The 20,315-nt window shown below is 56.9% G+C and carries 16 protein-coding genes, 1 tRNA gene and 1 pseudogene; 16 read left to right on the top strand and 2 right to left on the bottom strand.

Features of this window, described 5'->3' with window-relative positions; genetic code table 11:
* The 12 genes from AC1DCP_RS26115 to rpoC form a co-directional block, all read left to right on the top strand.
* Positions 1 to 264: EF-Tu C-terminal domain-related protein (locus tag AC1DCP_RS26115; RefSeq protein WP_476774156.1), on the top strand; the 264-nt coding region annotated here is incomplete at its 5' end.
* A gap of 343 nt (positions 265 to 607) precedes the next feature.
* On the top strand, positions 608 to 1,414 hold the full coding sequence (locus tag AC1DCP_RS26110; RefSeq protein ID WP_065687215.1) for a glycosyltransferase family 2 protein: 807 nt from the start codon (positions 608 to 610) through the stop codon (positions 1,412 to 1,414).
* A gap of 241 nt (positions 1,415 to 1,655) precedes the next feature.
* Positions 1,656 to 1,731 (top strand) — tRNA-Trp (locus tag AC1DCP_RS26105).
* A gap of 184 nt (positions 1,732 to 1,915) precedes the next feature.
* Complete coding sequence (gene secE, locus AC1DCP_RS26100; protein WP_003507689.1) at positions 1,916 to 2,116, top strand: preprotein translocase subunit SecE; 201 nt, start codon at positions 1,916 to 1,918, stop codon at positions 2,114 to 2,116.
* Between the two features lie 21 nt (positions 2,117 to 2,137).
* Complete coding sequence (gene nusG / locus AC1DCP_RS26095) at positions 2,138 to 2,668, top strand: transcription termination/antitermination protein NusG (protein ID WP_003519353.1); 531 nt, start codon at positions 2,138 to 2,140, stop codon at positions 2,666 to 2,668.
* A gap of 144 nt (positions 2,669 to 2,812) precedes the next feature.
* Positions 2,813 to 3,244 (top strand): 50S ribosomal protein L11, encoded by a 432-nt coding sequence (gene rplK, locus AC1DCP_RS26090; protein ID WP_003519352.1) that lies wholly within the window; start codon positions 2,813 to 2,815, stop codon positions 3,242 to 3,244.
* A 2-nt stretch (positions 3,245 to 3,246) separates the two neighbouring features.
* The gene (rplA, locus tag AC1DCP_RS26085) at positions 3,247 to 3,942 is read left to right on the top strand and encodes a 50S ribosomal protein L1 (RefSeq protein WP_003519350.1); all 696 of its coding nucleotides are present in this window, start codon (positions 3,247 to 3,249) and stop codon (positions 3,940 to 3,942) included.
* A gap of 357 nt (positions 3,943 to 4,299) precedes the next feature.
* Positions 4,300 to 4,818, top strand: a complete 519-nt coding sequence (rplJ, locus tag AC1DCP_RS26080) for a 50S ribosomal protein L10 (protein ID WP_476774840.1) — start codon at positions 4,300 to 4,302, stop codon at positions 4,816 to 4,818.
* Positions 4,819 to 4,877: 59 nt separating this feature from the next.
* Complete coding sequence (gene rplL / locus AC1DCP_RS26075) at positions 4,878 to 5,255, top strand: 50S ribosomal protein L7/L12 (RefSeq protein WP_003519347.1); 378 nt, start codon at positions 4,878 to 4,880, stop codon at positions 5,253 to 5,255.
* Positions 5,256 to 5,284: 29 nt separating this feature from the next.
* On the top strand, positions 5,285 to 5,452 hold the full coding sequence (locus tag AC1DCP_RS26070) for a hypothetical protein (protein ID WP_153793990.1): 168 nt from the start codon (positions 5,285 to 5,287) through the stop codon (positions 5,450 to 5,452).
* Positions 5,453 to 5,516: 64 nt separating this feature from the next.
* On the top strand, positions 5,517 to 9,653 hold the full coding sequence (gene rpoB / locus AC1DCP_RS26065) for a DNA-directed RNA polymerase subunit beta (RefSeq protein ID WP_476774839.1): 4,137 nt from the start codon (positions 5,517 to 5,519) through the stop codon (positions 9,651 to 9,653).
* Between the two features lie 180 nt (positions 9,654 to 9,833).
* A complete protein-coding gene (gene rpoC, locus AC1DCP_RS26060) occupies positions 9,834 to 14,039 on the top strand; it encodes a DNA-directed RNA polymerase subunit beta' (protein ID WP_003519344.1) in 4,206 nt (1,401 codons plus the stop codon).
* Positions 14,040 to 14,139: 100 nt separating this feature from the next.
* Here the strand turns inward: rpoC and AC1DCP_RS26055 are convergent, their stop codons facing one another.
* Positions 14,140 to 15,264, bottom strand: coding sequence for a helix-turn-helix transcriptional regulator (locus AC1DCP_RS26055; protein ID WP_081308418.1), 1,125 nt, complete (start codon positions 15,262 to 15,264; stop codon positions 14,140 to 14,142).
* Between the two features lie 264 nt (positions 15,265 to 15,528).
* Complete coding sequence (locus AC1DCP_RS26050; protein WP_003519341.1) at positions 15,529 to 15,822, bottom strand: hypothetical protein; 294 nt, start codon at positions 15,820 to 15,822, stop codon at positions 15,529 to 15,531.
* 530 nt (positions 15,823 to 16,352) lie between these two features.
* On the opposite strand from AC1DCP_RS26050, the gene rpsL reads away from it, so the two are divergent.
* From rpsL to tuf, 4 genes and pseudogenes are all read left to right on the top strand, one after another.
* Positions 16,353 to 16,724, top strand: a complete 372-nt coding sequence (gene rpsL / locus AC1DCP_RS26045; RefSeq protein WP_003507760.1) for a 30S ribosomal protein S12 — start codon at positions 16,353 to 16,355, stop codon at positions 16,722 to 16,724.
* 77 nt (positions 16,725 to 16,801) lie between these two features.
* Positions 16,802 to 17,272: a 30S ribosomal protein S7 gene (rpsG, locus tag AC1DCP_RS26040; RefSeq protein ID WP_003507761.1), complete on the top strand. Its 471-nt coding sequence runs from the start codon at positions 16,802 to 16,804 to the stop codon at positions 17,270 to 17,272.
* Between the two features lie 34 nt (positions 17,273 to 17,306).
* A pseudogene (fusA, locus tag AC1DCP_RS26035) lies at positions 17,307 to 19,253 on the top strand (elongation factor G); the annotation flags it as partial.
* Position 19,254: 1 nt separating this feature from the next.
* A partial coding sequence (gene tuf / locus AC1DCP_RS26030) for an elongation factor Tu (protein WP_476774838.1) occupies positions 19,255 to 20,315 on the top strand: 1,061 nt, incomplete at its 3' end.

Genomic DNA, 20,315 nt, shown 5'->3' with positions numbered 1-20,315 from the left:
GAAGCCTACATCCTGACGAAGGAAGAAGGCGGCCGTCATACGCCGTTCTTCACGAACTACCGTCCGCAGTTCTACTTCCGTACGACTGACGTTACCGGTATCGTTTCGCTTCCAGAAGGCACGGAAATGGTTATGCCTGGCGACAACGTCACTGTTGAAGTCGAGCTGATCGTTCCGATCGCGATGGAAGAAAAGCTGCGCTTCGCTATCCGCGAAGGCGGCCGTACCGTCGGCGCCGGCATCGTCGCTTCTATCGTCGAGTAATTTTCGACAGACGGCGGTTTCGCCGGAATTAAAAATCTAGTTCTAAAACGGCGGTGTCTTCGGCACCGCCGTTTTTTTATGTAAAAATCCATTTTTGTAAATTTATATAGTTGAAAGATTCGTATACTTTTATTATGTGAGTATAAATTCTAATATTTTACTTATTTTATCCGTATATTATGCGATATATTTAAGATAATTGTAATTTATGATTTATTCTTATGTAATTATATTTTTATTAGTGACGTAATAATCCTGTAATTCGTTCAAAGTAGATGAAACTATATTAATCATCGCTTGGCTGGCTTGTTTTTATCGGCCAGTTTTCTTCCGAGACGACTTCATGTCCGATTTAACTGTTGTGCTCACCAGCTGCCGCCGTCCTGATCTTCTCATCGGAACTCTCGATAGCTTCTTCTCTACTAATGATTACCCGCTACGGGAATTTATCATTATCGAGGACTCTGACGACGAATCGGTGTGGGCGATTCCGGCGCGGTATCCAGAGCAACCGATCCGCGTCATTTTGAACGGCGTCAATATTGGGCAGCACCGCTCTATCGACCGGGCATATTCGGAAGTGCAAACCCCTTACATCCTGCATCTCGAAGACGACTGGGCATTTCCTGTTTCTAAGGTTGTCGGCAGGGGCATCGAAATACTGAAGCGGGACCCGCAGGTGGCGCTCGTTCAACTCAGAACCGATGACGACATTCCCCGTGACATTCGGCGTAAGGCGCAGGCAGTTGAAGATTTAAGGTATTGGCGAATACCGCCGACCGCGCATCGTGTCTGGCATAGCTTCACCTTCAATCCGACCGTCAAGCGGTTGTCCTGCTATAAAAAACTACCACAAGGTTATGCCGGTTTCCGGACAGAGGCGGAGATTAGTATCTTTTATAAGGATCAGGGCGCGATCATGGCGTGGTTGGCCGAAACCGGCGTCAGCCATTCGGGATTTGGCCGCAGCAATTATGGTCTTAAGAAACGCCGTGGTTGGCGCGGTGTGGCGCAAGAACTCGACAGATTCTTTTCGCTGGCGACAGTCCGTAAATGGCGGCGTTCCGTGACGCGCAACGTCGCACACTTCAAGCGCAAGTATCGGGAGCGTCAGTTGATCAGGTCCGATCGCAGTGCGCTTGAGCCGTAATAGATTAAAGGTCGGTTGCGAAAGGTATCAAACCAGCGCATTTGGATGCCGCAAAGGGGTTCGTTGAGGTGACGGGCTTGGGGGTAACCGGTTAAGCGGCCGAGGAAAAAACGTGGCGGGGAGGGTGTCAACAGTTTCTTCCGAAAGCGAATAAAAAGCGCTTGCCATTCTTTTCCGTGCGCCTTAAAGGGAACGCATACCGAAGCGGCCAAGTGATTTTCGTGGTCGGCTAAGGTGTTAAAGGGGTATAGCTCAGTTGGTAGAGCGGCGGTCTCCAAAACCGCAGGTCGTAAGTTCGAGCCTTACTGCCCCTGCCACTTTCCATCCGCAAGCGCGGTCTTCGCTGCATGGCAGATGGGTGCCGGTTTTCCGGCGAATTTCGCCGAATGTCGATTTCCTCTTGTTAAAACTGGAATCGGTGTTTATGTAAGGTCAAAACAGACACGCGGTGCGTGGGGCTGATTAGTTCGGCTTTACGCGCCGTAATTGCGTGGGCAGTCAATGGCATCCAAAACCAATCCGTTTACGTTTCTGCAGCAGGTTCGCGCCGAAGCGTCTAAAATCACTTGGCCGTCGCGCCGCGAGACCATGATTTCGACGGCTATGGTGCTTGTGATGGTCATTTTTGCGGCTCTGTTCTTTTTTGCTGCTGACCAGCTCATCGGCTGGGTGCTTAGCCTCGTGCTGAACGTCGGCCGGTAACGGATTGAACGGAGAATAAAAATGGCAGCGCGCTGGTATATCGTTCACGCATATTCGAATTTCGAAAAGAAGGTCGCTGAGTCGATCGAAGAGAAGGCTCGTCAGAAGGGTCTTGATCATCTTTTCGAGAAAATCCTCGTTCCAACCGAAAAGGTTGTCGAGGTGCGTCGTGGCCGCAAGGTCGACAGCGAGCGCAAGTTCTTTCCAGGTTACGTGCTTGTGCGCGCCAACCTGACGGATGAGGCCTATCACCTCATCAAGAACACGCCGAAGGTGACCGGTTTCCTCGGTTCGGACAATAAGCCTGTTCCGATTCCGGATTATGAAGCCGATCGTATCCTCGGTCAGGTTCAGGAAGGTGTCGAGCGTCCGAAGTCTTCGGTTTCGTTCGAGGTCGGCGAGCAGGTTCGCGTTTCCGATGGTCCGTTCGCGTCGTTCAACGGCGTTGTTCAGGATGTCGACGAAGAGCGTTCGCGCCTGAAGGTGGAAGTTTCGATTTTCGGCCGCGCTACGCCGGTCGAGCTGGAATACAGTCAGGTCGAGAAGGTCTGACTGGAGGGGTGAAACCCCAATCGCGTGGAAGGCAAACGGGCTCCCATAGCCGGGGCAGGGCGCCGCACCACGCAACCGCAGCCGCCGGAGCGATCCGGCTAGAGAGAAGCCGGGAAACCGGTTTGAATTGAAAGGCAGAGAGATATGGCTAAGAAAGTTATGGGCCAGCTCAAGCTGCAGGTGAAGGCAGGGTCGGCCAATCCGTCCCCGCCGATCGGTCCTGCACTTGGTCAGCGCGGCATCAACATCATGGAATTCTGCAAGGCGTTCAATGCCGCCACGCAGGAAATGGAAAAGGGTATGCCGATTCCGGTCGTCATCACCTATTACCAGGACAAGTCCTTCACCTTCGTCATGAAGCAGCCGCCGATGACCTATTGGCTGAAGAAGGAAGCGAAGATCACCTCCGGCTCCAAGACGCCTGGTAAGGGCGCCAAGGTTGGCTCCATCACCAAGGCTCAGGTCAAGACGATCGCTGAAGCCAAGATGAAGGATCTGAATGCTGCCGATATCGAAGGCGCAATGGCAATGGTTGAGGGCTCTGCCCGCGCCATGGGCCTGGAAGTAGTAGGTTGATCATGGCCAAGGTAGCAAAGCGTATTCAGAAGATCCGCGAAGGTGTGGATCCTAACAAGCTCTACGTTCTCACCGACGCCATTTCGATGGTCAAGGAACGTGCAGTCGCCAAGTTCGACGAAACCGTTGAAGTTTCGATGAACCTCGGCGTTGACCCGCGCCATGCGGACCAGATGGTTCGCGGCGTTGTCAACCTGCCGAACGGCACGGGCCGTGACGTTCGCGTCGCCGTTTTTGCACGTGGCGCCAAGGCTGATGAAGCCACGGCTGCTGGTGCTGACGTTGTTGGCGCAGAAGAGCTGGTTGAAATCGTTCAGGGCGGCAAGATCGACTTCGATCGTTGCATCGCGACCCCGGACATGATGCCGCTCGTCGGCCGTCTCGGCAAGGTACTCGGCCCGCGTGGCATGATGCCGAACCCGAAGGTAGGTACGGTGACGATGGATGTTGCCGGCGCCGTCAAGGCGTCCAAGGGCGGCGCTGTTGAGTTCCGCGTCGAAAAGGCCGGTATCGTACACGCTGGTATTGGCAAGGCTTCGTTCGACGCCAAGGCTCTTGAAGAAAACATCAAGGCTTTCGCCGATGCGGTCATCAAGGCAAAGCCGACGGGTGCCAAGGGCAACTACGTCAAGCGCGTTGCCATCTCCTCGACCATGGGTCCGGGCGTCAAGATCGAACCTTCGTCGGTTACGGCTTAATCAATTCTCGTGCTTCCCTGTCGGGGAGCGTGATTAAAAGAATTTCCGGCTCTCAGGGAGCCGGAGATTTCCGGGGAAACCCGGAACTCCTGTCCGAGATTGCGGGTGGCCATGTCCTTCGGGGTTTGGCCTTAATCATTCAACCTGCATGAGACGGGTGAGGCTGGATTTGAGGCATCGCAGATGCCTGACTGTCCGGTTCGAACCTGGTGTGCCTGTGCCTGAAGCCGTTTGCGGCGACAGAGCGGGGGACAGGATCCTCGAGCGTCGCTCGGGATCTTTGTAAAAAGGTCCCTTGGGGCAAAGGCAAACCCGACGGGTTCACACTTATGTGGCCCCGTCTACTGGAGACAGACAGTGGAAAGAGCGGAAAAACGCGAATTCGTCACGGAGCTGAACRAAGTCTTCAAGGCTTCCGGTTCGGTTGTCGTGGCCCACTATGCTGGTGTCACCGTTGCGCAAATGAACGACTTCCGTTCGAAAATGCGCGCTGCCGGAGGCACCGTCAAGGTCGCGAAGAACCGCCTGGCCAAGATCGCTCTTCAGGGCACGGAGTCGGAAGGGATGACAGATCTCTTCAAGGGCCAGACGCTGATTGCATACAGCGTCGACCCTATGATTGCTCCGAAAGTCGTCATGGATTTCGCAAAGACCAACGATAAAGTCGTTGTTCTCGGCGGTTCCATGGGCGCAACCACGCTCAACGCCGAAGCAGTCAAGTCGCTTGCGACCCTGCCTTCGCTGGACGAGCTGCGCGCAAAGCTGCTGGGCCTACTCAACGCCCCGGCAACTCGCGTCGCCACGGTTGTCGCAGCACCTGCAAGCCAGCTTGCACGGGTGTTCTCGGCTTACGCCAAGAAGGACGAAGCCGCTTAAGGCGGTTTTTCGCTGTAATTATTCAAACTGGTTCGAACTGAACAAAAGGAACTATCAAAATGGCTGATCTCGCAAAGATCGTTGAAGACCTCTCTACCCTGACCGTTCTGGAAGCTGCAGAACTGTCGAAGCTTCTCGAAGAAAAGTGGGGCGTTTCCGCCGCTGCTCCGGTAGCTGTTGCTGCTGCTGGCGGTGCTGGCGCTGCTGCTGTCGTTGAAGAAGAAAAGACCGAATTCGACGTGATCCTGGTTGACGCTGGCGCCAACAAGATCAACGTCATCAAGGAAGTCCGCGCTATCACGGGTCTCGGCCTGAAGGAAGCTAAGGACCTCGTTGAAGGCGCTCCGAAGGCTGTCAAGGAAGCTGTTTCCAAGGCTGAAGCTGCTGACCTCAAGAAGAAGCTTGAAGACGCTGGCGCCAAGGTCGACGTTAAGTAATCTTGCGATTGCTGGCGGGAAGGGGCTTCATGCCCCTTTCCGTCGTCATCGTTTTAAAACTTATTACCCAAAAGCCGCGTGAAAATGGCTTTTGGGTAATGGGTTCTTCAAGAGAATGGTTCCGAACCGGCTCATCTAGGCAATCCGGCCTGATCGATCCGGGATGTGGAACGAGATTGATGACACCCATTGCTTGACGGGATCGACTGGCCATCGGTTCCCGTCCGTTGCAGGCCCGGATGCAATTTTAAAGGAGCGACGATGGCTCAGACCCTTTCGTTTAACGGTCGCAGGCGCGTACGCAAGTTTTTCGGCAAAATTCCAGAAGTAGCGGAAATGCCGAACCTCATCGAGGTTCAGAAGGCTTCGTATGACCAGTTTCTCATGGTTGACGAGCCCAAGGGTGGCCGTCCCGACGAGGGATTGAATGCCGTATTCAAATCCGTATTCCCGATCACCGATTTTTCCGGCGCATCCATGCTCGAGTTCGTGTCTTACGAATTCGAAGCGCCGAAGTTTGACGTCGAGGAATGCCGTCAGCGCGATCTGACCTACGCAGCGCCGCTGAAAGTGACGCTGCGCCTCATCGTGTTCGATATCGACGAGGATACAGGCGCGAAGTCCATCAAGGACATCAAGGAACAGTCCGTATACATGGGCGACATGCCGCTCATGACCAATAACGGCACGTTCATCGTCAACGGTACAGAGCGCGTCATCGTTTCGCAGATGCACCGTTCGCCGGGCGTATTCTTTGACCACGACAAGGGCAAGAGCCATTCTTCCGGCAAGCTTTTGTTCGCTGCCCGCGTCATCCCGTATCGCGGTTCCTGGCTCGACATCGAGTTCGACGCCAAGGACATCGTCTATGCGCGTATCGACCGTCGCCGCAAGCTGCCCGTGACCTCGCTCCTGATGGCGCTTGGCATGGATGGTGAAGAAATCCTGTCGACGTTCTACAGCAAGGCTTCCTACGAGCGCTCCGGCGATGGCTGGCGCATTCCGTTCCAGCCTGAAACGCTGAAGAATGCCAAGGTCATCACCGACATGATCGACGCCGACACCGGCGAAGTCGTTGTCGAAGGTGGCAAGAAGCTGACTCCGCGTCTTATCCGCCAGCTCGTCGACAAGGGCCTGAAGGCACTTAAGGCGACTGACGAAGATCTCTACGGCAACTTCCTTGCCGAAGACATCGTCAACTACTCGACGGGTGAGATCTATCTCGAAGCCGGCGACGAAATCGACGAAAAGACGCTTGGCCTCATTCTTCAGTCCGGCTTTGACGAGATTCCGGTCCTCAACATCGACCACGTCAATGTTGGCGCCTATATCCGCAACACGCTGCATGCGGACAAGAACCAGAACCGCCAGGAAGCGCTGTTCGATATCTACCGCGTCATGCGTCCGGGTGAGCCGCCGACCATGGATTCGGCAGAAGCGATGTTCAACTCGCTGTTCTTCGATGCAGAACGTTATGATCTCTCGGCTGTTGGCCGCGTGAAGATGAACATGCGTCTCGACCTCGACGCGGAAGACACCGTGCGCACGCTGCGCAAGGAAGACATCCTCGCTGTCGTCAAGATGCTGGTCGAACTGCGCGACGGCAAGGGCGAAATCGACGACATCGACAACCTCGGCAACCGCCGTGTGCGTTCGGTCGGCGAGCTGATGGAAAACCAGTACCGCCTCGGCCTTCTGCGCATGGAACGTGCGATCAAGGAACGTATGTCCTCGATCGAAATCGACACTGTGATGCCGCAGGACCTGATCAATGCGAAGCCGGCAGCTGCCGCCGTTCGCGAATTCTTCGGTTCCTCGCAGCTGTCGCAGTTCATGGACCAGGTGAACCCGCTTTCGGAAATCACCCACAAGCGCCGTCTTTCGGCTCTTGGACCGGGTGGTCTGACCCGTGAGCGCGCCGGCTTCGAAGTCCGCGACGTTCATCCGACCCACTACGGCCGTATTTGCCCGATCGAAACGCCGGAAGGCCCGAACATCGGTCTGATCAACTCGCTTGCCACCTTTGCCCGCGTCAACAAGTACGGCTTCATCGAAAGCCCGTACCGCAAGATCATCGACGGCAAGGTGACGACCGACGTTATCTACCTCTCCGCTATGGAAGAGGCCAAGTACTACGTCGCACAGGCCAATGCCGAGCTCGATGGCGAAGGCGCCTTCACTGAAGAGTTCGTTGTTTGCCGTCACTMGGGCGAAGTTATGCTCGCACCGCGCGACAACATTAACCTGATGGACGTTTCGCCGAAGCAGCTCGTTTCGGTCGCAGCGGCTCTCATTCCGTTCCTGGAAAACGACGACGCCAACCGCGCTCTCATGGGCTCGAACATGCAGCGTCAGGCCGTTCCGCTTCTGCGGGCGGAAGCGCCGTTCGTCGGCACAGGCATGGAACCGATCGTCGCCCGTGACTCCGGCGCTGCCATCGCGGCTCGCCGCGGCGGTGTCGTCGACCAGGTGGATGCGACCCGTATCGTTATCCGCGCTACGGAAGAACTCGATGCCGGCAAGTCGGGCGTCGATATCTACCGTCTGCAGAAGTTCCAGCGTTCGAACCAGAACACCTGCGTCAACCAGCGTCCGCTGGTCGCTGTCGGTGACATCATCTCCAAGGGTGACATCATCGCTGATGGTCCGTCGACCGACCTCGGCGATCTGGCTCTTGGCCGTAACGCGCTCGTCGCGTTCATGCCCTGGAACGGCTACAACTACGAAGACTCGATCCTGATGTCGGAACGTATCGTTTCCGATGACGTGTTCACCTCCATCCACATCGAAGAATTCGAAGTGATGGCGCGTGACACGAAGCTTGGTCCGGAAGAAATCACACGCGACATTCCGAACGTTTCGGAAGAAGCGCTGAAGAACCTCGACGAAGCCGGTATCGTTTACATCGGTGCGGAAGTTCAGCCGGGCGATATCCTCGTCGGCAAGATCACGCCGAAGGGCGAAAGCCCGATGACGCCGGAAGAAAAGCTTCTGCGCGCCATCTTCGGTGAAAAGGCTTCCGACGTTCGCGACACCTCCATGCGCATGCCTCCGGGCACGTTTGGTACCGTTGTGGAAGTCCGCGTCTTCAACCGTCACGGTGTGGAGAAGGACGAGCGCGCGATGGCAATCGAGCGCGAAGAGATCGAACGTCTGGCAAAGGACCGCGACGACGAACAGGCAATTCTCGACCGTAACGTCTACGGCCGCCTGATCGACATGCTGCGTGGTCACGTTTCCATCGCCGGTCCGAAGGGCTTCAAGAAGGGCGTCGAGCTTTCCAACGCCGTCGTCTCCGAATATCCCCGCTCGCAGTGGTGGATGTTTGCAGTCGAAGACGAGAAGGCCCAGTCCGAACTGGAAGCACTTCGCGGCCAGTACGACGAATCCAAGTCGCGCCTTGAACAGCGCTTCATGGACAAGGTCGAGAAGGTCCAGCGCGGCGATGAAATGCCTCCTGGCGTCATGAAGATGGTCAAGGTCTTCGTCGCTGTGAAGCGCAAGATCCAGCCGGGCGACAAGATGGCCGGCCGTCACGGTAACAAGGGCGTCGTCTCGCGTATCGTTCCTGTCGAGGACATGCCGTTCCTCGAAGACGGCACGCATGTCGACATCTGCTTGAACCCGCTCGGCGTGCCTTCGCGCATGAACGTCGGCCAGATCCTCGAAACCCACCTCGCATGGGCATGCGCAGGTATGGGCAAGAAGATCGGCGAGATGCTCGAAGAGTATCGCAAGACAATGGACATCAGCGAGCTTCGCACGGAGCTTACCGAAATCTATGCGAGTGAATCGCATGACGAGGTAAAGCGCTTCGACGACGAATCGCTGGTCAAGCTTGCCGAAGAAGCCAAGCGCGGTGTTTCCATCGCGACCCCGGTATTCGACGGTGCGCATGAACCCGACGTTGCCGCGATGCTGAAGAAGGCAGGTCTGCATGAATCCGGTCAGTCCGTTCTTTATGACGGTCGTACCGGCGAGCCGTTCGACCGCAAGGTCACCGTCGGCTACATGTACATGATCAAGCTGAACCACCTTGTTGACGACAAGATCCACGCTCGCTCGATCGGTCCTTACTCGCTCGTTACCCAGCAGCCGCTGGGCGGCAAGGCGCAGTTCGGCGGACAGCGCTTCGGGGAAATGGAAGTCTGGGCTCTGGAAGCATACGGCGCGGCTTACACGCTGCAGGAAATGCTCACCGTCAAGTCGGACGACGTGGCGGGCCGCACCAAGGTCTACGAGGCGATCGTCCGTGGCGACGATACCTTTGAGGCCGGTATCCCCGAGAGCTTCAACGTTCTCGTCAAGGAAATGCGGTCGCTCGGTCTTTCGGTCGAACTGGAGAACTCGAAGGTCGAGACCCAGCCCGAGGATCAGCTGCCCGACGCAGCGGAATAAAGATGAGAGAGGCGGGCGCCGTGTTGGCGCCTGCCGTTTCCCCGGCGACCAATGGTTGCCGCGGGACACTTTCGCCGCATTGTGCGGTTAATCCGTATTTAAAGCTCTGGACGGTGACCCGGGAAGAAGCCGGTCCAGATGCAAACAGGGGCAGCAGCTAGCCTCTCAAGGAGACAAGGCATGAACCAAGAGGTCATGAATCTTTTCAATCCTCAGGTGCCTGCGCAGCATTTCGATTCCATCCGGATTTCGATCGCTTCGCCGGAAAAAATCCTGTCGTGGTCCTACGGCGAGATCAAGAAGCCGGAAACCATCAACTATCGTACGTTCAAGCCGGAACGCGATGGTCTCTTCTGCGCGCGCATTTTCGGACCTATCAAGGACTACGAATGCCTGTGCGGCAAGTACAAGCGCATGAAGTACAAGGGCATCATCTGCGAAAAGTGCGGCGTTGAAGTTACGCTGTCGCGCGTTCGCCGTGAGCGCATGGGCCATATCGAGCTCGCAGCGCCCGTTGCCCATATCTGGTTCCTGAAGTCGCTTCCCTCGCGTATCTCGACCTTGCTCGACATGACGCTGAAGGATGTCGAACGCGTTCTCTATTTCGAGAACTACATCGTCACCGAACCCGGCCTCACCTCGATGAAGCAGAACCAGCTTCTGTCCGAGGAAGAGTACATGATCGCCGTTGACGAGTTCGGCGAAGACCAGTTCACCGCCATGATCGGCGCTGAAGCCATCTACGAGATGCTGGCTTCGATGAACCTCGAAAAGATCGCCGGCGACCTGCGTGCCGAGCTTGCCGAGACCACCTCGGATCTCAAGCAAAAGAAGTTCATGAAGCGTCTCAAGATCGTTGAGAACTTCATGGAATCCGGCAATCGTCCGGAATGGATGATCATGAAGGTCGTTCCGGTTATTCCGCCGGACCTTCGTCCGCTGGTTCCGCTGGATGGTGGCCGTTTCGCGACGTCCGACCTCAACGATCTCTATCGCCGCGTCATCAACCGTAACAACCGTCTGAAGCGCCTGATCGAGCTTCGCGCGCCTGGTATCATCATCCGCAACGAAAAGCGTATGTTGCAGGAATCCGTCGATGCGCTGTTCGATAACGGCCGTCGCGGTCGCGTCATCACGGGTGCGAACAAGCGTCCGCTGAAGTCGCTTTCCGACATGCTCAAGGGCAAGCAGGGCCGCTTCCGCCAGAACCTTCTCGGCAAGCGCGTCGACTATTCAGGCCGTTCGGTCATCGTGACCGGTCCGGAACTGAAGCTGCACCAGTGCGGCCTGCCGAAGAAGATGGCGCTCGAGCTGTTCAAGCCGTTCATCTATGCCCGCCTCGACGCCAAGGGTTACTCCTCGACCGTCAAGCAGGCCAAGAAGCTGGTTGAAAAGGAAAAGCCTGAAGTTTGGGATATCCTCGACGAGGTCATCCGCGAGCATCCGGTCCTTCTGAACCGCGCACCGACGCTGCACCGTCTGGGTATCCAGGCCTTCGAACCCATGCTGGTTGAAGGCAAGGCCATTCAGCTGCATCCGCTCGTCTGCACGGCTTTCAACGCCGACTTCGACGGCGACCAGATGGCCGTTCACGTGCCGCTGTCGCTTGAAGCCCAGCTTGAAGCCCGCGTGCTGATGATGTCGACCAACAACATCCTGCATCCGGCAAACGGCCACCCGATCATCGTTCCTTCGCAGGACATGGTTCTCGGCCTGTATTACCTGTCGATCATGAACCAGAATGAGCCCGGCGAAGGCATGGCCTTCTCGGACATCGGCGAATTGCATCACGCGCTTGAAAACAAGGTCGTGACGCTGCATGCCAAGATCCGTGGTCGTTTCAAGACCGTGGATGCTGACGGCAAGCCGGTTTCCAAGATCCATGAAACGACGCCTGGCCGTATGCTGATTGGCGAACTTCTGCCGAAGAACGTCAACGTGCCGTTCGACGTCTGCAATCAGGAAATGACCAAGAAGAACATCTCCAAGATGATCGACACGGTCTACCGTCATTGCGGCCAGAAAGACACGGTCATCTTCTGCGACCGGATCATGCAGCTCGGCTTTGCTCACGCTTGCCGCGCCGGTATCTCGTTCGGCAAGGACGACATGGTCATTCCGGACAGCAAGGTTAAGATCGTCGGTGACACCGAAGCCTTGGTGAAGGAATACGAACAGCAGTATAACGACGGTCTCATCACCCAGGGCGAAAAGTACAACAAGGTTGTCGACGCCTGGGGTAAGGCAACCGAAAAGGTCGCCGAAGAAATGATGGCGCGCATCAAGGCTGTGGAATTCGACCCGGAAACGGGCCGCCAGAAGCCGATGAACTCCATCTACATGATGAGCCACTCGGGCGCCCGCGGTTCACCGAACCAGATGCGTCAGCTGGGCGGCATGCGCGGCCTGATGGCCAAGCCCTCGGGCGAAATCATCGAGACGCCGATCATCTCGAACTTCAAGGAAGGCCTGACCGTTAACGAGTACTTCAACTCGACCCACGGTGCCCGTAAGGGTCTTGCAGACACCGCCTTGAAGACGGCGAACTCGGGTTACCTTACCCGCCGTCTCGTCGACGTGGCACAGGATTGCATCGTCAACTCCGTGGATTGCGGCACCGACAAGGGCCTCACCATGACCGCCATCGTTGATGCCGGTCAGGTCGTTGCCTCGCTCGGCGCACGTATCCTCGGCCGTACGGCTCTTGATGACATCGACAATCCGGTAACTGGCGAGAACATCGTCAAGGCCAGAACGTTGATCGACGAAGCCGACGTTGCAATCATCGAGAAGGCTGGCATCCAGTCCGTCCGTATCCGCTCGGCACTGACCTGCGAAGTGCAGGTCGGCGTTTGCGGCGTCTGCTACGGTCGTGACCTTGCTCGCGGTACTCCGGTCAACATGGGCGAAGCCGTTGGCGTCATCGCCGCACAGTCGATCGGTGAACCGGGCACGCAGCTCACCATGCGTACCTTCCACCTTGGCGGTACGGCAAACGTGGTCGACCAGTCGTTCCTGGAAGCTTCGTATGAAGGCACGATCCAGATCAAGAACCGCAACATCCTGCGGAACTCCGATGGCGTTCTCATCGCAATGGGCCGTAACATGTCGGTCACCATTCTCGATGAGCGCGGCGTGGAACGTTCCTCGCAGCGTGTCGCTTATGGTTCGAAGATCTTCGTTGATGACGGCGACAAGGTAAAACGCGGCCAGCGTCTTGCAGAGTGGGACCCCTACACCCGTCCGATGATGACGGAAGTGGAAGGTACCGTTCACTTCGAGGACCTCGTCGACGGTCTTTCCGTTCTGGAAGCCACCGACGAATCCACCGGCATCACCAAGCGTCAGGTCATTGACTGGCGTTCGACGCCGCGCGGTTCGGACCTCAAGCCCGCGATCATCATCAAGGATGCTTCCGGCGCTGTCGCAAAGCTTAGCCGCGGTGGCGAAGCCCGCTTCCACCTCTCCGTGGACGCGATTCTGTCGGTTGAGCCTGGTTCGAAGGTCTTCCAGGGTGACGTGCTTGCACGTTCGCCGCTGGAAAGCGCCAAGACCAAGGACATCACCGGTGGTCTGCCGCGCGTTGCCGAACTGTTCGAAGCACGTCGTCCGAAGGATCATGCTGTCATCGCTGAGATCGATGGTACGATCCGCCTCGGTCGCGACTACAAGAACAAGCGTCGCGTGATGATCGAGCCTGCGGAAGACGGCGTCGAGCCGGTCGAATACCTGATCCCGAAGGGCAAGCCCTTCCATCTTCAGGAAGGCGACTACATCGAGAAGGGTGAATACATTCTCGACGGCAATCCGGCACCGCACGACATTCTGGCAATCAAGGGCGTAGAGGCTTTGGCTTCCTACCTCGTGAACGAAATCCAGGAAGTCTACCGACTGCAGGGCGTTGTGATCAACGACAAGCACATCGAGGTGATCGTTCGCCAGATGCTGCAGAAGGTCGAGATCACCGATGCGGGCGACAGCCACTATATCGTTGGCGACAATGTCGATCGTATCGAGCTTGACGACAACAACGACCGCCTGATCGAAGAAGGCAAGAAGCCCGCTTATGGCGATCCGGTTCTTCTCGGTATCACCAAGGCATCGCTGCAGACGCCGTCCTTCATCTCGGCCGCATCGTTCCAGGAAACCACCAAGGTTCTCACGGAAGCTGCGATCGCCGGCAAGACGGATACGCTGCAGGGCCTCAAGGAAAACGTCATCGTCGGCCGCCTCATCCCGGCCGGTACCGGCGGCACCATGACGCAGATCCGCCGCATCGCCACCTCGCGCGACGACCTCATTCTCGAGGAACGCCGCAAGGGTACGGGTGCAGGCTCTGCAACACAGATGCTGCAGGACATGACGGATCCGGCTCCGGCCGAATAAGGTCTGCTCAAGGGCAGGGGCTTTACGAAGCCCCGCCAAAGTTCAGTAAAAAAACGCCCGTAGCAATCCGGGCGTTTTTTGTTTTGGTCGGGTTAGAATGTCAGATCTGGTCCTTCATATGGCCAGTCCCGTCTCGGGGTTTTTCCTGCTCACCGATGGTGTAGCGCGTCAAAACGGAAAGCCGGCGAACAAGATCGGTCTTGCCCGTACTGCCGGTCTTTGCATAGATAGACTTGGCGTTGCTGCGAACCGTTTCGTGCGAGATTTGAAGTTGCTTTGCCACGGAGGGAAGTGAAAGACCCTTCAGGATTTCCAGCGCGACACGGGCCTCGCCCTTGGTGAGATCGTATAATCCCTTCAGAAGCGGCGTGACGTCGGCAACGGTGTCCGATGGTTGCGATATCAGCACGATGGCGCTGCCGTTAGGGGATAAATCCAGCGCGTCCTTGCGCAGCGGTATGACGTGAAGGATGCACACCCCGTCTCCGCTTGTCGGCAAGGGTAGGGAACTGACACTGCCGCCGGCGAGCGCCTTGTAGAGCAGCCGGTTTATTCTCTCGTCCAAGATTAAGATCCTGTCGCGGGCGCGGGTGGAAATACACTTTTTGGTCGCCTCGAACAGGGTGTTTGTGGAAAGAACGCGTCCGCTTGCCTGGAGCACCGCCGCCGGCGCACCGATGGCGTTGAGGCCGAGCGTGATGGCATCTGCTTTCTGGCGTTGCAGCCCTGTTGCGAGGGTGAGGCTGCGGGCGATATGCGGCCTCAGCCGGCCAAGTGCCGCCATGGTTTCCGGACCAATGATTCCTCTGTCGAGCTTGCGTTCGAACAGGAGAGTCATTTCGGGATGATCCGGCGGCGCAACCTGCGTTGCCACCCCATATCCCAGTCCACGCGGCATCAGGAAATCGCGCACGATTGGCAGCCCCGCCCATTCGTCAGGGGTAAAGATATCGAAATCACGCACGAAGGAAAATTGGCCCTCGCGGACAGCGCGTGTGAGGCGATCGTTGCGGTGGTTCCAGCCGCCCTTCATGAAGGCTTGCATGAGCTCCTGGAAATTGGGCGGATAGAGCCATGCTTCATCCTCGCCTTTGCCCCAGGTGAGCGCGCCGCCCCAGAAATCGAGCCGTTGGCCGATTGCGGCTATCACGTTCGCCCAGCGATCGGGAAAAAGTGCTGCCTCGTAAATGTCATCTATAATGTCTGCCGAAGATATATTATCCAACCCGCCACCAAAATCATGCGTCGGGATCACTTTAATCTTAGATCTTCGTATATTTCAACGGAAATACAAATAATACTATTATATTTAAAGTATATAATCTATCAGTGACTTAATATATTGAAAATTAACAAGGTATTTCTCAGCAAAAGGTGGCTGGCACGCAAGATTTCGGCCTTGGCATCAAGTCCTGGAAGACAACCGCCCTGGTGTGGGCGGGTGCCGTTTTATCGGTGGCGGCGCATTTGTCGCGGTGAGGGCGGTCCCTCAGGCGAAACGGATGATCGCGACTTCGCCCTCCAGGGCGCCCTGATAGGCGGAAGCGTGCGGCTCTTCGTCCGGAACTTCAGTCAGCATGCCGATCTGGTCGAGGTCGGCTTCGATGAAACCCTCCTCCGAAAGCGCGTTTAGCGTTTCGCGTACGGCGGTGTCGTCGTCCGGCGCCCGCAGAATGACGTGGATGTCGATGCCTTCGGAATTGTCGTGTTCGTAAGCCTTGCCGATGACGATGAAGACCATCGGCTCGTCGCGTCCGTTGTCGTTGTCGGGGAGGTTGGTCATGACGCGGTTCCTTGATATGTCGTTGTGGAGTATGCGGGCCGGACGGAATCGGTCTTGCGCGCGGCGGTGCCAGCTCCGGCCCGCTTGAGGGAATCAATAGACGGATTTTGTGAAAAGCCAAAGGCCGGAGGTCAAAATCGCTGTTGCCGGCTGTGACTTATGTTAGAAGGAGAGGGCAAAGGGCCTGTGCGCAGGCTTTGTGGCCTCGGGTGCCAGCGCAAAATGCGGATTCGCCCTTGACGAAAGCTGGCTAAAACAGTAGTACGCCCGCCATCGGAGCCTCTATCTGTGCTGGCCGTTCGGAAACGTTTTTCCCGGACATCATCTCAAATGAAGCTTCATTGCACGTAGAAGACACGAATGTTGCACGCAAGACGCCTCATCCGGCGTCCTCTGCTCTTGGTGGTCCATCCGTGAAAACGGATCGGGCCACGTTTTGCGCATGAGGATATATGCGTGCTTCGTCGCCGGAAACGGCATAGCCGCCACCCGTGAGGGTGGCTAAAGTAGTTTTTGCAAGGGATGGTTATATGCCTACCGTAAACCAGCTGATCCGTAAGCCCCGCCAGGCACAGGTAAAGCGCAACAAGGTTCCTGCACTTCAGGAAAACCCGCAGAAGCGTGGTGTTTGCACCCGCGTTTACACGACGACCCCGAAGAAGCCGAACTCGGCTCTGCGTAAGGTTGCCAAGATCCGTCTCACCAACGGCTTCGAAGTCATCGGCTACATTCCCGGTGAAGGTCACAACCTTCAGGAACACTCCGTGGTCATGATCCGCGGCGGCCGCGTAAAGGACTTGCCGGGTGTGCGTTACCACATCATCCGCGGTGTTCTCGATACCCAGGGCGTCAAGAACCGCAAGCAGCGCCGTTCGAAGTACGGTGCGAAGCGTCCGAAGTAATTTTCGGCAACAACAATCAGGCGCTGCGCGAGGTTCTCCGCGTGGTTTAGCGTCAATAACATTGAGAGACAAAGAATATGTCCCGTCGCCATAGTGCAGAAAAGCGTGAGATCAACCCGGACCCGAAGTTCGGCGATCTGGTCGTCACCAAGTTCATGAATGCCATCATGCTTCACGGCAAGAAGTCCGTCGCGGAAAGCATCGTTTACGGCGCGTTCGACGTCGTTCAGGGCAAGACGAAGCAGGAGCCGCTCGGCGTGTTCCACTCCGCCCTCGACAACGTTGCTCCGCACGTTGAAGTGCGTTCGCGTCGCGTTGGCGGTGCTACGTATCAGGTCCCGGTCGACGTTCGTCCGGAGCGCCGCCAGGCTCTCGCCATCCGCTGGCTGATCACTGCTGCTCGCAAGCGTAACGAAACGACCATGGTCGATCGCCTTTCCGGCGAACTCATGGACGCTGCGAACAACCGCGGTTCCGCCGTCAAGAAGCGTGAAGACACGCACAAGATGGCCGACGCAAACCGCGCATTCTCGCATTACCGCTGGTAATCTTAAACGGTCGCATATCGAAAGGCAGTCCATTATGGCTCGCGAATATAAAATCGAAGACTACCGCAATTTCGGTATCATGGCGCATATCGACGCCGGTAAGACGACGACCACCGAGCGTATTCTTTATTACACCGGTAAGTCGCACAAGATCGGCGAAGTTCATGATGGCGCTGCCACGATGGACTGGATGGAACAGGAGCAGGAACGTGGTATCACCATCACGTCCGCTGCGACCACGACCTTCTGGAAGGGTCGCGATGGCAAGATGCGCCGTTTCAACATCATCGACACCCCCGGCCACGTTGACTTCACCATTGAAGTCGAGCGTTCGCTGCGCGTTCTCGACGGTGCCATCGCTCTTCTCGACGCCAACGCCGGTGTAGAGCCGCAGACGGAAACCGTCTGGCGTCAGGCTGAGAAGTACAACGTTCCGCGTATGATCTTCTGCAACAAGATGGACAAGACCGGTGCTGACTTCTACCGCTCGGTAGAAATGATCAAAACCCGTCTCGGCGCTACCGCCGTTGTCATGCAGCTGCCGATCGGCGCTGAGACCGAGTTCAAGGGCGTTATCGACCTGATCGAGATGAACGCACTCATCTGGCGCGACGAATCGCTCGGCGCTCAGTGGGACGTCGTCGAAATTCCTGAAGACATGAAGGCCAAGGCTGAAGAATATCGCGAAAAGCTGATCGAGACCGTTGTCGAGATCGACGAAGAAGCGATGGAAGACTACCTGAACGGCATCATGCCCGACAACGAGAAGATCCGTTCGCTCGTTCGCCGCGGCACCATCGACGTGAAGTTCCACCCGATGTTCTGCGGTACCGCGTTCAAGAACAAGGGCGTTCAGCCGCTTCTCGACGCCGTCGTCGACTACCTGCCTTCGCCGCTGGACATTCCCGCGATCAAGGGCATCGACTTCAAGACCGAAGCCGAAATCGAGCGTCATGCCGATGACAGCGAGCCGCTTTCCATGCTCGCGTTCAAGATCATGAACGACCCCTTCGTCGGTTCGCTGACCTTCGCCCGCATCTACTCCGGCAAGCTCGAAAAGGGCACGTCGGTCATCAACACGGTCAAGGACAAGCGCGAGCGCGTCGGCCGTATGCTGCAGATGCATTCCAACAGCCGTGAAGACATCGAAGAGGCCTTTGCCGGCGACATCGTTGCTCTGGCTGGCCTCAAGGAAACCACCACTGGCGATACGCTCTGCGATCCGCTGAAGCCGGTTATCCTCGAGCGCATGGAATTCCCCGAGCCGGTCATCCAGATCGCCATCGAGCCGAAGACCAAGGGCGACCAGGAAAAGATGGGCCTCGCGCTCAACCGCCTGGCTGCTGAAGATCCTTCGTTCCGCGTCAAGACGGATGAAGAATCCGGTCAGACGATCATCGCAGGTATGGGCGAACTTCACCTCGACATCCTCGTTGACCGTATGCGTCGCGAGTTCAAGGTTGAAGCAACCGTCGGTGCTCCGCAGGTTGCCTACCGCGAAACCATCACGCGTCAGCACGAAGAAGACTACACGCACAAGAAGCAGTCCGGTGGTACCGGTCAGTTTGCTCGCGTGAAGATCATCTTCGAACCGAACCCTGAAGGCGAAGAATTCAAGTTCGAATCCAAGATCGTCGGCGGTGCTGTTCCGAAGGAATACATCCCGGGCGTTCAGAAGGGTATCGAAAGCGTTCTGTCTTCCGGTCCGCTTGCTGGCTTCCCGATGCTGGGCGTCAAGGCGACCCTGATCGACGGCGCATACCACGATGTCGACTCCTCGGTTCTGGCGTTCGAAATCGCATCGCGTGCCTGCTTCCGTGAAGCAGCAAAGAAGGCTGGTGCACAGCTTCTCGAGCCGATGATGAAGGTCGAAGTCGTCACCCCTGAAGATTACGTCGGTGACGTGATCGGCGATCTGAACTCGCGTCGCGGTCAGATCCAGGGTCAGGAATCGCGTGGCATCACCATCGTGATCAGCGCACATGGCAAAGAGCAAGTTTGAGCGCAATAAGCCGCACGTCAACATTGGCACGATCGGTCACGTCGACCACGGCAAGACGTCGTTGACTGCTGCGATCACGAAGTATTTCGGCGAGTTCAAGGCGTACGACCAGATCGACGCTGCTCCTGAAGAAAAGGCTCGCGGCATCACGATCTCGACGGCGCACGTCGAATACGAAACGCCGAACCGTCACTACGCACACGTCGACTGCCCCGGCCACGCCGACTACGTGAAGAACATGATCACCGGTGCTGCCCAGATGGACGGCGCGATCCTGGTTTGCTCTGCAGCTGACGGCCCGATGCCGCAGACGCGCGAGCACATCCTGCTTGCTCGCCAGGTTGGCGTTCCGGCGATCGTCGTGTTCCTCAACAAGGTTGACCAGGTTGACGACGCCGAGCTTCTCGAGCTCGTCGAACTGGAAGTTCGCGAACTTCTGTCGTCCTACGACTTCCCGGGCGACGATATCCCGATCGTCAAGGGTTCGGCACTTGCYGCTCTTGAAGATTCCGACAAGAAGATCGGTGAAGACGCAATCCGCGAGCTGATGGCTGCTGTTGACGCCTACATCCCGACGCCTGAGCGTCCGATCGACCAGCCGTTCCTGATGCCGATCGAAGACGTGTTCTCGATCTCTGGCCGTGGTACGGTTGTGACGGGTCGCGTTGAGCGCGGTATCGTCAAGGTTGGTGAAGAAGTCGAAATCGTCGGCATTCGTCCGACGTCGAAGACGACGGTTACYGGCGTTGAAATGTTCCGCAAGCTGCTCGACCAGGGCCAGGCTGGCGACAACATCGGTGCTCTGGTTCGCGGCGTTACCCGTGACGGCGTTGAGCGTGGCCAGATYCTGTGCAAGCCGGGTTCGGTCAAGCCGCACAAGAAGTTCATGGCAGAAGCCTACATCCTGACGAAGGAAGAAGGCGGCCGTCATACGCCGTTCTTCACGAACTACCGTCCGCAGTTCTACTTCCGTACGACTGACGTTACCGGTATCGTTTCGCTTCCAGAAGGCACGGAAATGGTTATGCCTGGCGACAACGT

Source organism: Agrobacterium sp. 10T429, assembly GCF_056393925.1.
Note: the sequence above shows the minus strand (reverse complement) of the source record. Positions and strands in the feature narration are given on the sequence as shown.

Bases quoted from the DNA above. Each gene is read 5' to 3' on its own strand.
- AC1DCP_RS26110 (WP_065687215.1), top strand. From the start codon at position 608: ATGTCCGATTTAACTGTTGTGCTCACCAGCTGCCGCCGTCCTGATCTT.
- secE (WP_003507689.1), top strand. From the start codon at position 1,916: ATGGCATCCAAAACCAATCCGTTTACGTTTCTGCAGCAGGTTCGCGCC.
- nusG (WP_003519353.1), top strand. From the start codon at position 2,138: ATGGCAGCGCGCTGGTATATCGTTCACGCATATTCGAATTTCGAAAAG.
- rplK (WP_003519352.1), top strand. From the start codon at position 2,813: ATGGCTAAGAAAGTTATGGGCCAGCTCAAGCTGCAGGTGAAGGCAGGG.
- rplA (WP_003519350.1), top strand. From the start codon at position 3,247: ATGGCCAAGGTAGCAAAGCGTATTCAGAAGATCCGCGAAGGTGTGGAT.
- rplL (WP_003519347.1), top strand. From the start codon at position 4,878: ATGGCTGATCTCGCAAAGATCGTTGAAGACCTCTCTACCCTGACCGTT.
- AC1DCP_RS26070 (WP_153793990.1), top strand. From the start codon at position 5,285: ATGCCCCTTTCCGTCGTCATCGTTTTAAAACTTATTACCCAAAAGCCG.
- rpoC (WP_003519344.1), top strand. From the start codon at position 9,834: ATGAACCAAGAGGTCATGAATCTTTTCAATCCTCAGGTGCCTGCGCAG.
- AC1DCP_RS26050 (WP_003519341.1), bottom strand. From the start codon at position 15,822: ATGACCAACCTCCCCGACAACGACAACGGACGCGACGAGCCGATGGTC.
- rpsL (WP_003507760.1), top strand. From the start codon at position 16,353: ATGCCTACCGTAAACCAGCTGATCCGTAAGCCCCGCCAGGCACAGGTA.
- rpsG (WP_003507761.1), top strand. From the start codon at position 16,802: ATGTCCCGTCGCCATAGTGCAGAAAAGCGTGAGATCAACCCGGACCCG.